The organism is Aquibacillus kalidii, assembly GCF_014280935.1.
Taxonomy (GTDB): Bacteria; Bacillota; Bacilli; order Bacillales; family Amphibacillaceae; genus Aquibacillus_D; species Aquibacillus_D kalidii.
This window is the reverse complement of sequence record NZ_JACLZI010000036.1, coordinates 279208-291477: the sequence shown is the minus strand read 5'-3', so window position 1 is coordinate 291477 and position 12270 is coordinate 279208. Positions and strand designations below refer to the sequence as shown.

Annotated in this window: 12 protein-coding genes; all 12 read left to right on the top strand. The window is 36.2% G+C overall.

The window, feature by feature from the left end:
• The first annotated feature begins 13 nt into the window (after positions 1–13).
• Positions 14–532: a ribosome maturation factor RimM gene (gene rimM, locus H7K77_RS09115; protein WP_186577492.1), complete on the top strand. Its 519-nt coding sequence runs from the start codon at positions 14–16 to the stop codon at positions 530–532.
• On the top strand, positions 532–1269 hold the full coding sequence (gene trmD, locus H7K77_RS09110) for a tRNA (guanosine(37)-N1)-methyltransferase TrmD (RefSeq protein WP_186577491.1): 738 nt from the start codon (positions 532–534) through the stop codon (positions 1267–1269). Before rimM ends, trmD begins: the two co-directional genes overlap by 1 nt.
• A 187-nt stretch (positions 1270–1456) precedes the next feature.
• Positions 1457–1801, top strand: coding sequence for a 50S ribosomal protein L19 (gene rplS, locus H7K77_RS09105; protein ID WP_186577693.1), 345 nt, complete (start codon positions 1457–1459; stop codon positions 1799–1801).
• Positions 1802–1939: 138 nt separating this feature from the next.
• Complete coding sequence (gene lepB, locus H7K77_RS09100) at positions 1940–2503, top strand: signal peptidase I (RefSeq protein WP_186577490.1); 564 nt, start codon at positions 1940–1942, stop codon at positions 2501–2503.
• A gap of 49 nt (positions 2504–2552) precedes the next feature.
• Positions 2553–3398 carry a ribosome biogenesis GTPase YlqF gene (gene ylqF / locus H7K77_RS09095; RefSeq protein ID WP_186577489.1) on the top strand — a complete coding sequence of 282 codons (846 nt, stop codon included), beginning with the start codon at positions 2553–2555 and terminating at the stop codon, positions 3396–3398.
• 80 nt (positions 3399–3478) lie between these two features.
• A complete protein-coding gene (locus H7K77_RS09090) occupies positions 3479–4255 on the top strand; it encodes a ribonuclease HII (protein WP_186577488.1) in 777 nt (258 codons plus the stop codon).
• Between the two features lie 21 nt (positions 4256–4276).
• A complete protein-coding gene (locus H7K77_RS09085) occupies positions 4277–6100 on the top strand; it encodes a hypothetical protein (RefSeq protein ID WP_186577487.1) in 1824 nt (607 codons plus the stop codon).
• Positions 6097–6378, top strand: coding sequence for an EscU/YscU/HrcU family type III secretion system export apparatus switch protein (locus H7K77_RS09080; protein ID WP_186577486.1), 282 nt, complete (start codon positions 6097–6099; stop codon positions 6376–6378). The genes H7K77_RS09085 and H7K77_RS09080 overlap by 4 nt, the downstream gene beginning before the upstream one ends.
• 111 nt (positions 6379–6489) lie before the next feature.
• Positions 6490–7650 (top strand): ADP-forming succinate--CoA ligase subunit beta, encoded by a 1161-nt coding sequence (gene sucC / locus H7K77_RS09075; protein ID WP_186577485.1) that lies wholly within the window; start codon positions 6490–6492, stop codon positions 7648–7650.
• Between the two features lie 56 nt (positions 7651–7706).
• A complete protein-coding gene (sucD, locus tag H7K77_RS09070; protein ID WP_186577484.1) occupies positions 7707–8609 on the top strand; it encodes a succinate--CoA ligase subunit alpha in 903 nt (300 codons plus the stop codon).
• Between the two features lie 73 nt (positions 8610–8682).
• Positions 8683–9600, top strand: a complete 918-nt coding sequence (gene dprA, locus H7K77_RS09065) for a DNA-processing protein DprA (protein ID WP_186577483.1) — start codon at positions 8683–8685, stop codon at positions 9598–9600.
• A gap of 194 nt (positions 9601–9794) precedes the next feature.
• A complete protein-coding gene (gene topA / locus H7K77_RS09060; RefSeq protein WP_186577482.1) occupies positions 9795–11873 on the top strand; it encodes a type I DNA topoisomerase in 2079 nt (692 codons plus the stop codon).
• The last annotated feature ends 397 nt before the right edge of the window (positions 11874–12270 follow it).

Below are 12270 nucleotides of genomic sequence, written 5' to 3'. Positions count from 1 at the left end.
CAGGAGAGTTTATATGGCAGACAGGTTATTTAATGTTGGAAAAATTGTTAACACGCACGGAATAAAAGGTGAAGTGAAAGTTGTACGAATTACAGATTTTGAAGAACGATTTCAGGTTGGACAAGAGCTATATTTTGTTGGAAAAGAAAATGGTACTCCGATAAAATTAGTAGTTGATGGACACCGTCTTCACAAGAATTTCGATTTATTGCATTTTAAACAATATGATTCCATAAATGATGCGGAAAAGCTTAAAGAAGGAATGCTTAAGGTCAAGGAAGATCAGTTAGAGCCATTGGATGATGGTTCCTATTACTACCATGAAATTATTGGCTGTGAAGTAGCTACCGTTTCTGGTGACAAAATTGGGACTGTTAAAGAAATACTTTCACCTGGTGCAAATGATGTATGGGTTATTAAGCAAAATGGAGATAAGGATGTTCTTATCCCTTACATTGACGATGTCGTAAAAGAAGTGGATGTTACAAATAAGTCTATAATTATTGAACCGATGGAAGGACTATTAGATTAATGCGGATAGATATATTATCTTTGTTTCCTGAAATGTTTGAGGGTGTTTTTAACTCTTCTATATTAAAAAAAGCACAAGAATCAGGTACATTTGAATATAATTATGTAAACTTTCGAGATTATACAGAAAACAAACATAATAAAGTAGATGATTATCCTTATGGTGGAGGGGCTGGGATGGTTTTAAAGCCACAGCCGATCTTTGATGCTATAGAAGATGTTAAAAAGCGTAGTGACAAAAGGCCTCGGATTATCTTAATGTGTCCACAGGGTGAAACCCATTCACAGAAGAAAGCTGAAGAGCTATCTCGAGAAGACCATCTTGTTTTTATATGTGGTCATTATGAAGGGTATGATGAAAGGATCCGAGAGCACTTAGTTACGGATGAAATTTCAATTGGGGATTATGTACTAACTGGTGGGGAATTAGGTGCAATGGTCGTAATTGATAGTGTTGTGCGATTACTGCCAGGAGTGTTAGGGAACGAATCTTCTGCACCTGAAGACTCATTCTCAAGTGGTTTACTAGAACATCCCCATTATACAAGGCCAGCTGACTTTCGTGGTATGAAGGTACCTGAAGTTCTTCTATCTGGTAACCATGCAAAAATTGATGAATGGCGTAAACAACAATCATTGAAAAGAACCTTTGAACGTCGAAAAGATATGTTACAAGAATACCCTCTCTCTGAAGAAGAAAAACAATGGATTGATGAATGGAATGACTTAAAGAAGTGAGTTCTGTTGAAATCACATTAATTAGATGATAATTTGTCTGTTTCTAGTTGAATTAGAAATGGAAATATGATATATTATTTGTTGTGCTTAAGTAGATTGCTTGAGTCGTATAAACGATGTTCCGCTGTCTGGTAGAAGGATTATAAGTCCGAGGATAAGAATATTGGTTTGGAAGGAGTGTAACAGGATGCAAAACATAATTGAAGAAATTACAAAAGAACAGCTTCGTGCTGATCATCCTGATTTCCGTCCTGGAGATACTGTAAAAGTTCACGTTAAGGTTGTCGAAGGTAACCGCGAACGTATCCAGGTTTTCGAAGGCGTTGTAATTAAACGTCAAAACGGCGGAATCAGTGAAACATTCACTGTACGTAAGATTTCTTACGGTGTAGGCGTTGAACGTACTTTCCCAGTACATTCTCCACGTGTTGATAAAATTGAAGTAAGCCGTCGTGGTAAAGTTCGTCGTGCTAAGCTTTATTATCTACGTAACCTTCGTGGTAAGGCTGCTCGTATTAAAGAAATTCGCTAAACAGAAATGTGAAAGGAGCTTGCTTAGTCAGGCTCCTTTTTCTACTATTTATAGATTAAAAACACTACATAATATTTCTGATAGAGTAAAAAATATTAACGCATAAATTTTACAGCAAAAGTGGAAGGATAGTTGATAATGGCCAGACAAAAGAATGAATGGTTAGATTGGATAAAAGCACTCATTATTGCTGGTCTACTCGCTTTTATTGTGCGCATGTTCTTTTTCGCTCCTATTGTTGTAGACGGTCCATCGATGATGCCAACTTTATTAGACGAGGATCACATGATTGTTAACAAATTTAGTTATACTATAGGGGAACCAGAGCGGTTTGATATTGTCGTTTTTCATGCAACAGCTAACAAAGATTACATTAAGCGGGTAATAGGATTACCAGGGGAAACAGTAGCGGTTAAAAACGATACTTTATATATTAATGATAAACCGATTGATGAACCATTTTTAAATGAAAAAAAACAACAACTGGTAGAGAATCAAAGATACACTTTTGACTTTACAATGGAAGATATCCCAGGGGATAATCAAAGGATCCCTGAAGATCATGTCTTGGTTCTTGGTGATAACCGCGGCAATTCTACTGATAGCCGAAGTCAAAGCTTAGGATTAATTTCCTATGATCAAATAGTTGGTAAAACGGGGCTGAGATATTGGCCGCTAAATCAGATAGGAATAGTAAATTGATAACGATATTTTTATATTCGTGATCGTGATGAAGGAATAAGGTGATAAAATGACCATTCAATGGTTTCCAGGACATATGGCAAAAGCCAAGCGAGAAGTTCAAGAAAAATTAAAACTTGTGGACTTTGTCATAGAATTAGTAGATGCTCGAGCTCCAGAATCATCTCAGAATCCAATGTTGCATCAAGTTTTAAATGACAAACCCAAAATGGTTGTTTTAATGAAAAGGGATTTAGCAGATCCTATTTTGACAGACAAATGGATTTCTGCGTACAAAAAACAAGATATCCCATCGCTTGCGGTAGATGTTCAACAAAAACAAGATATCCAACAAGTTATTGCCTTAGCAAAAGAGATGGGGAAAGCAAAATTAGAAAGATTAATAAAAAAGGGAATTCGTCCAAGGCCTGCTAGAGCAATGATTATCGGAATTCCTAATGTCGGTAAATCCACATTAATAAATCGACTTGCTAACAAAAAAATAGCGAAAACTGGTGATAGACCCGGAGTCACAACAAGTCAGCAATGGATTAAAGTAAAGAAGGATTTTGAATTGCTAGACACACCAGGTATTTTATGGCCCAAATTCGAAGATCAACAAGTTGGCTATCGCTTAGCTGCTGTTGGTACAATAAAAGATCAGATCTTATCTTTAGATGATATTGCTGTATTTGCGATCGAATACTTAAAAGCGCACTACCCTGATGTTATGAAAAATCGGTATCATATTACCGAAGAGATAACAGATATGGTTGAAATTTTCGAAAAAATAGGCAGAGACCGCGGCTGTTTAGAAAGCGGTGGGAAAGTTAATTATGAGAAGACTGCAGATGTAATTATAAGAGATCTCCGTTCTGGAAGACTCGGAAGGATTACGTTGGAACAACCATCATAAAAATGACTAAAGACATTCTAGAAGAGAATGTCTTTAATTTTTTACATTTTTGTCGATAAAATAGGTGACGGAGGGATACAATGACAAAACAATTAACTATTGCACAAGTGAGTGAAATGATTAGTGATTCCAAGTTATCCGCTGACGAATTATTGCAGTTAAAGCAAGATAAAAGAATTGGCGTGAAAAAACTAGTGGAAAAGTATGAGCGTCAACAAGAACTTGAAAAGCTTGAAAAGGAAAAGTTTGTGGAGATGATGACTTTTGAACAAGCGCGTTACCTGATGGGGGACAATTATATTGCTGGCATAGATGAGGCTGGACGTGGCCCTTTAGCAGGCCCTGTTGTTGCAGCTGCAGTTATTCTGACAGAAGATTTTTATCTTGCAGGACTGAACGATTCAAAACAACTAAACAAGAGAAAAAGAGATTATTTTTTTGACTATATTAAAACGAACGCTTTTTCATATGGAATAGGGATAATACATAATAATGAAATCGATTCGATAAATATACTTCAGGCTACTAAAAAGGCAATGAAGTCTGCGATCCAGCAGTTAGATCCTATTCCAGATCACATATTGGTAGATGCTGTAAAATTAGATGAATTGCCATGTACAAGTGAGTCTATTATAAAAGGGGATCAAAAAAGTGTTTCGATTGCAGCTGCTAGTATCCTTGCAAAGGTAACACGTGATCGACTTATGGAAGAATTAGATAAGGAGTATCCAATGTACCAATTTGCTTCAAATATGGGCTATGGTACGAAAGACCATTTGTTAGCAATTGAGAAGTACGGCATTACCCCTTATCACCGAAGAACATTTGCACCAGTAAGTAATTATTCAAACTTGTAAGATAAGGGGTGACATAACCTAATGAATGGATCTTCCAAAATAGGATACAATCCACTAAAGACCTCACAAGTTGTAAAGAGTGGGAATAACCTAAACCAAATTCGACCAGGACATATATTGTCAGGTAAAGTTCTAGAAATCTTTCCTAATCAACGTGCAGCGATTTTACTTGGGGGGAAGCAGTTTGTTGCACAATTACAAACATCCTTAAACCTTCATAATAATTATTTGTTTCAGGTCCAATCTATCGGTGAGTTTTTAAAACTAAAAGTGGTGGTAGAACAACCATTATCTGACTCTAACCAAATTGAGCAAATGTTAAAGAAACTTGGGATTCCTATTAATAAAGAATTATTATCCATTGTAACCGAACTAATTAAGCAAGGCGAACCTTTTGATGGTGATCAAGTAAAACAGGTAGCTGATTTATTAGACAGATTTGGTAGTAATAATAGTACGAAAGAAGTAATTGCTACTCTGCTAAAACGTAATCTTCCCCTAACAGCACTAACCTTCCAAAGTGTAGAAGCAGGACAAATGAATGAGTTAACGGAACAACTAATGAACTTAAATAAGTATATTGACACGAAACCACAACCTAGTAAATTAGATTTACTTTTACAGGAACGGATTGCAACCTTAACAACTAGTAAAGAACTGTCTATTGGAAATTATATTTCCAATGCGATCAGTAATCAGGAAATGAATACCAATACCTTTGCATTGTTTTCCAAATCAGGGATTATTTCGCCTGATTTAACACAAGAAGAGTGGACAAAAGCGTGGAGCAATTGGAATTCAGAAGAGAGAGTATTTGCAAATAACATCCCTAGAGAGCTCCCATTAAAGCTCCAGCAGTCTGATTTGGTAGAAAAACTAGCAGAAATTAGCTTCCGCCAGCTCCCTGTCTCTCAAAATAAGAAAGCAATGTTTCGTCAACTAGTTGACCGAATAAATAGTAATGAGGATACGAAGCATTTGCTTACTAACTTAAAGCAAAATTTAATTAGTTTGGGAATTTTAGATAAAATTTCGTCTGTACTGTCTAAACAAGAAGCCTTCATATTTAACAAATGGCTTTATAGTGAACAGACAAACCTACAAGTGTCCAAGCAAGTTCTATCGCTCATCCATAAAGTAGGCATCGAACAATTACCTCCTGAGCAAGAGAAGATTGTACTCGATATATTAGGACGAACCATCGATAAAATGGATCACTTATTAGCGCCTAAACAACAGTTTCAAGTACTCTTAAAACAATTCATTCAGTATAGTGGAATAAATCATGAGGCAACGCTAGCTAACGATCAATTGAATAGTATGGATGAATTAGACCAATCCTTGAAAAGCCTATTAATTCAGTCTGCTGTCGAAGAGCAAGGATCTAATGAAAGAATTAATCGATTGCTTCATACTTTAACAGGAATCCAAATTAATTCGTTCCAAGAAGAAGGGAACATGTTACAAGCTAATCTACAATTACCAGGTTCAAAATTAAATTTGAACGACGATATGCGTGTAGAAATAGAAAGTTATAAAGATGAAAAGACTGATATGATAAATCCAGATTTTTGCCGTATCTATTTTTTCTTGGACCTGACAAATTTAGGAGAGACTGTTATAGACATGTCCATACAAAAAAGAGTTGTCAATGTAACAGTTGTAAATCAACATCAAGAATTAGCGATGTTACTTCCTAAGTTAAAGCCATTATTAAAGGAAGGTCTTGCAAAAATTAATTACCAATTATCTCAGGTTCAATTTAAAGATGGTCAATTATCTAGACAAAATCGAGTACAAAGCAATAACAAACAACGTTCTGAGGGGGTTGATTACAGGATATGAAGAAAGAATTGAAAAATATAAAACAGGCGGCTGCTTTAAAATACGATTCCAAAATAGATGGTGCACCAAGGATATCTGCTATGGGAAAAGGATATGTCGCAGAAAATATATTACAAAAAGCCAAGGAAAATAATGTTCCCATACAAGAAGATCCATCATTAGTAGCGTTGTTATCTGAATTAAATATTAATGAATCGATCCCAGAAGAACTTTACCATGCAGTAGCGGAGGTGTTCGCCTACATCTATCAAGCTGACAAATTGATAGGGAAGCAATAAAAATTCATAAATTTTCTAATCATTTTGAAATATCAATGGTAATTTGTGGACAATTTAGCCGTGTTTTTTATACAATGAATTTGCAGTGATTATTTGATGGGAGGATGGAACATGAACATTCACGAGTATCAAGGCAAAGAGATTTTGCGAAAATACGGTGTTGCTGTACCAAATGGCAAAGTTGCTTATTCAGTAGATGAAGCTGTGGAAGCAGCTACAGAATTGGGCAGTAGTGTATCTGTAGTAAAGGCGCAAATTCATGCTGGTGGTAGGGGTAAAGCTGGTGGTGTAAAGGTAGCTAAAAACCTTGATGAAGTGCGTACATATGCAAACGAAATTCTTGGTAAAACATTGGTTACACATCAAACAGGTCCACAAGGTAAAGAAGTTAAGCGTTTACTAATTGAAGAGGGTTGCGATATTCAAAAGGAATATTACGTGGGTCTAGTATTAGATCGCGCAACTTCCCGAGTTACGATGATGGCTTCTGAAGAAGGCGGTACAGAAATAGAGGAAGTAGCCTCAGAAACACCAGAAAAGATTTTTAAAGAAGTGATAGATCCAGTTACTGGATTATTACCATATCAGGCACGACGACTTGCTTTTAATATCAATATTCCACAAGAATATTTGTCAAAAGCAGTGAAATTTATGATGGGATTATACCAAGTTTTTGTAGATAAAGATTGTTCGATCGCTGAAATTAATCCATTAGTAACAACAGGAAGTGGAGATGTATTAGCTTTAGATGCCAAATTAAACTTTGATGACAATGCTTTGTTCCGTCATAAAGATATTGCGGCATACCGTGATTTGGATGAAGAGGATACGAAAGAAATCGAAGCTTCTAAACATGACTTAAGCTATATCGCATTAGAAGGAAATATTGGTTGTATGGTTAACGGTGCGGGACTTGCTATGGCTACAATGGATATTATCAAACATTATAGTGGTGATCCTGCAAATTTCCTCGATGTAGGTGGCGGTGCAACTGCTGAAAAAGTAACAGAAGCATTTAAAATAATCTTATCAGATGATAACGTAAAGGGTATTTTTGTTAATATTTTTGGTGGTATTATGAAATGCGATGTAATAGCGGAAGGGATTGTTGAAGCAACGAAACAGATTGGATTAGAAATTCCTTTAGTTGTTCGTTTGGAGGGAACAAACGTTGACTTAGGGAAGCAAATTCTAGCTGAATCTGGTTTAAACATAACTACAGCTGAATCTATGGCTGATGGTGCTGAAAAAATCGTATCACTAGTTCAATAGTTTGTCTTTAAATTATAGACAAATGAGGACTGTAAAAAAAGGGAGGACGGACGTAAATGAGTGTTTTTATAAATAAGGATACAAAAGTAATCGTTCAAGGTATTACGGGATCAACTGCTCTCTTCCATACAAAGCAAATGTTAGAGTACGGCACTAAGATTGTTGGCGGAGTAACGCCTAAAAAGGGCGGAACAGAAGTTGAAGGAGTGCCTGTATTTAATACTGTCATTGACGCAGTAAATGAAACTGGTGCTAATGCATCTGTTATTTACGTTCCTGCGCCATTTGCTGCAGATGCGATTATTGAGGCAGTGGATGCAGAGTTAGATTTAGTTATTTGTATAACGGAACACATTCCTGTTATGGATATGCTTAAAGTGAAAAGATACATGGAAGGCAAGAAAACAAGATTAGTAGGACCTAACTGCCCTGGTGTCATAACACCGGAAGAATGTAAAATTGGTATTATGCCTGGATACATTCATAAGAAGGGACATATCGGTGTTGTATCTCGTAGTGGTACTTTGACGTATGAAGCAGTTCATCAGCTATCTGAACAAGGTTTTGGACAGTCAACCGCAGTTGGAATCGGTGGAGACCCAGTAAATGGTACTGACTTTATTGATTGCTTAAAAGCATTTAATGAAGATCCAGAAACTGAAGCTGTAATGATGATCGGTGAGATTGGTGGAACAGCTGAGGAAGAAGCGGCTGAATGGGTGAAAGCCAATATGACTAAACCGGTTGTAGGCTTTATTGGAGGACGCACGGCTCCACCTGGAAAAAGAATGGGGCATGCTGGTGCGATCATTTCTGGTGGAAAAGGTACTGCAGAGGAAAAGATCAAAGTTATGAACAGCTGCGGAATTGCAGTGGCAGACACACCTTCTGTTATGGGCGAAACATTAATTGGTGTTTTAAAAGAAAAAGGCTTGTACGATAAGTGTAAAACACATTAAAATATATAGTAGACTGGCGAGGTAAAAAGTCAGTCTACTTATTTTTTACATTGACGAGAAAGGAATGTTGCGTTTGACTAAGAAAAAATGGAGACTCGTTCATCTTCATAGGTCATCTGTGATGACAAGACCTCTCCTAAGAAAGATCATTGCTTTAGATACTGAACTAGAAAACCTTTACCGATTCAAGCCTCATGATTTTGTGAATTATTTTTCTCTGCCTTCTCAGAGAGCCAACCAACTATTTTCTGACCTACATGATTCTACTATAATTGAGTCTATTAAAAATGATCGAGAGCTCTACCATATTACTACCGTTTTTGATTCAGACTATCCTCTAGCGCTTAGGACTATTAATGACCCACCGTATGTTTTGTATTTATATGGAAACTCCAAACTTTTTCTTCAGATGCCAGCATTAAGTATAGTCGGAACGAGAAATCCAACTTTCGAAGCAAGACAGAAAATGGCCCCTATTATCGTACCTCTTATAAAAATGGGATGGACAATTGTCAGTGGTATGGCAAGTGGAATTGATGGGATAGCCCATCAACTTGCTATCGAGAATAATGGAAGAACGATTGCCGTTTTAGGAAGTGGCTTTTCCTATATCTATCCAAGACACCATGAAAACTTATTTTTTCAACTAGCTACAACACAATTAATTGTATCGGAATATCCTCCAAGCACCCCTCCAAAGAGATATCATTTTCCCGAAAGGAACCGAATTATAAGCGGATTAAGTTACGGAACACTCGTGGTAGAAGCACAAGAAAAAAGTGGATCCCTCATAACGGTTGATCAAGCTTTAGATCAGGGACGTGAAGTGTATGCAATACCAGGATCACCACTTCAAAAACAGACAAAAGGCTGTCATAAACTGATACAAGATGGCGCTAAATTAGTACAAAGTGCCTATGATTTAGTAGAGGATTGGGAGAATCAAAAGTTAAAATGGAGTCGGTTTTTGTCAGAATTGACGGAAAAATAACGGTAATTACATCCAGAAATTGAATTTGCTGTTTGACAAATCAATAAGAAGTATTTAATAATAGGGAAGATTTATATTCAAGGAATAACTTATTTAAAAAGAACACAGTACGGAAGCCTGTGTATAGTAATAATATATAACATAAGTAGATAAAATAAATGAAAATAGAAAAACCTCTTGGGAGGAAAAGAGACATGGCAGATTATCTGGTAATTGTGGAATCTCCTGCAAAAGCAAAAACGATTGAGAGATATTTAGGGAAAAAATATAAAGTAAAGGCATCCATGGGACATATACGTGATTTACCTAAAAGTCAGATGGGTGTAAATGTAGAAGAAAATTATGAACCGAAGTATATTACTATCCGCGGAAAAGGCCCCGTGTTAAAAGAATTAAAAACTGCTGCTAAAAAAGTTAAAAAAGTTTTCCTCGCAGCTGACCCGGATCGCGAAGGGGAAGCAATTGCTTGGCATTTAGCACATAGCTTAGATATAGATGACAAATCTGAGTGCAGAGTTGTATTTAACGAGATAACCAAGGATGCGATCAAAGAATCGTTTAAACATCCAAGGACCATTAATATGGATTTAGTAGATGCACAGCAAGCTAGAAGAATTTTAGACAGATTAGTAGGTTATAATATTAGTCCTTTATTATGGAAGAAAGTAAAAAAAGGATTAAGTGCCGGACGCGTGCAATCTGTTGCAGTTAAAATGATTATGGATCGAGAGCGCGAAATTGAAAAGTTTATACCAGAAGAGTATTGGTCGATAGAGGCGTCATTTCTAAAAGGGAAAGAAAATTTTGACGGTAGTTTTTATGGTTTAGATGGAAAAAAGACAGATCTCCATAACCGAGAAGATGTAGATAAAATACTAGATCAAATGAAAGGGTCTAATTTTACTGTTGATAAAGTGAAAAAACGTGAAAGAAAACGTAATCCTTCAGCCCCTTTTACCACTTCTTCTCTACAACAAGAGGCAGCAAGGAAACTTAATTTCCGTGCGAGAAAAACGATGATGGTAGCACAACAATTATATGAAGGAATAGACTTAGGGAAAGCCGAGGGTGGTATTACAGGTTTAATCACCTATATGCGTACAGATTCCACAAGAGTTTCTGACACAGCCAAAAAACAGGCCGCTGAATATATCACTGATCAATTTGGTACAGAATTTTTAGGCTCATACCAACAAGGTAAAAAAGTCGAAGGCGCTCAAGATGCCCATGAAGCGATAAGACCAACGTATCCTAATCGAGATCCTAAATCATTGAAAAGTATTCTATCAAGAGACCAATTTAGATTATATAAGTTGATCTGGGACCGATTTATTGCTAGCCAAATGGCTCCAGCAATTATGGATACGATGACGGTTCACCTTCTTAATGAGGGGGTAGAGTTTAGAGCATCTGGCTCAAAAATTAAATTTAAAGGTTTTATGAAAATCTATATAGAAGGTACAGATGATAACAAAAAAGAAGAAGATAAATTATTACCTGATCTTGAAGAGGGTATGGTTATCGAAACAAAAGAGATTGAACCTAATCAACACTTTACACAACCACCTCCAAGATATACAGAAGCGCGTTTAGTTAAGACAATGGAAGAACAAGGGATTGGTAGACCTTCCACATATGCCCCAACATTGGACACTATTCAACGACGAGGCTACGTAACACTTGATAATAAACGTTTTGTACCAACAGAACTAGGTCAAATTGTAATAGATTTAATAGAAGAGTTTTTCCCTGAAATTATCGATGTTGATTTTACAGTCAAGATGGAAGGGGACTTAGATGCTGTTGAAGAAGGCGATACAGAATGGGTAAATATCATTGATGGATTTTATCAAGGCTTTGATAAGAGATTAGAAATTGCTGAAAAGGAAATGGAAAAAGTAGAAATAAAAGATGAACCAGCAGGAATAGATTGTGAAAACTGTGGTAATGAAATGGTATATAAAATGGGTCGTTATGGTAAATTCTTGGCATGTTCCAATTTTCCAGAGTGTCGAAATACAAAACCTATTTTAAAAGAGATAGGGGTAACTTGTCCAAAGTGTAAAGAAGGAAACGTTGTAGAAAGAAAAACTAAAAAACGTCGAACTTTCTATGGATGCGATAATTATCCAGAGTGTGATTTCATTTCATGGGATAAACCTATTTCAAGACCTTGTCCGAAATGTAACGCTTTACTTGTGGAGAAGAAGTCTAAAAAGGGTACACAGATTCAGTGTACGGAATGCGAATACAAAGAGGAACCTCAAACCTAAACCGTTAGTCTTTCTAACGGTTTTTTTGTGCATTTTCTTATTTCTAGGCGCTTTTGCATACCTTGTTATGATAGGCTTTCTGCATTTTAAGTGATGTCATACTATTTTTAAATGCTTTATTGAGTAAATGATCCACACTAAGCTGCGGAAAGCGAGCGTTTTTTAAGCAGTGTTGGTTTAGCATTCATCTTCTATAAGGAATGTAGGTCTTCATACTTTACTGGTGAGTCTATGGACATTACGACATAAAAACAATATAGTAACCAAGTCTATTTCAAGGTCTTACTTATTATGTTTGTTTCGAGTGTAATTAGGGAAAACTATTTTAAAAATTAAGTTAATTTAAATGTTTTAACGATTAGATCACGACTTAATGAAGTGGTTATATAAAAATATT

Bases quoted from the DNA above. Each gene is read 5' to 3' on its own strand.
- trmD (WP_186577491.1), top strand. From the start codon at position 532: ATGCGGATAGATATATTATCTTTGTTTCCTGAAATGTTTGAGGGTGTT.
- lepB (WP_186577490.1), top strand. From the start codon at position 1,940: ATGGCCAGACAAAAGAATGAATGGTTAGATTGGATAAAAGCACTCATT.
- rplS (WP_186577693.1), top strand. From the start codon at position 1,457: ATGCAAAACATAATTGAAGAAATTACAAAAGAACAGCTTCGTGCTGAT.
- rimM (WP_186577492.1), top strand. From the start codon at position 14: ATGGCAGACAGGTTATTTAATGTTGGAAAAATTGTTAACACGCACGGA.
- topA (WP_186577482.1), top strand. From the start codon at position 9,795: ATGGCAGATTATCTGGTAATTGTGGAATCTCCTGCAAAAGCAAAAACG.
- H7K77_RS09080 (WP_186577486.1), top strand. From the start codon at position 6,097: ATGAAGAAAGAATTGAAAAATATAAAACAGGCGGCTGCTTTAAAATAC.
- H7K77_RS09085 (WP_186577487.1), top strand. From the start codon at position 4,277: ATGAATGGATCTTCCAAAATAGGATACAATCCACTAAAGACCTCACAA.
- sucC (WP_186577485.1), top strand. From the start codon at position 6,490: ATGAACATTCACGAGTATCAAGGCAAAGAGATTTTGCGAAAATACGGT.
- H7K77_RS09090 (WP_186577488.1), top strand. From the start codon at position 3,479: ATGACAAAACAATTAACTATTGCACAAGTGAGTGAAATGATTAGTGAT.
- sucD (WP_186577484.1), top strand. From the start codon at position 7,707: ATGAGTGTTTTTATAAATAAGGATACAAAAGTAATCGTTCAAGGTATT.
- ylqF (WP_186577489.1), top strand. From the start codon at position 2,553: ATGACCATTCAATGGTTTCCAGGACATATGGCAAAAGCCAAGCGAGAA.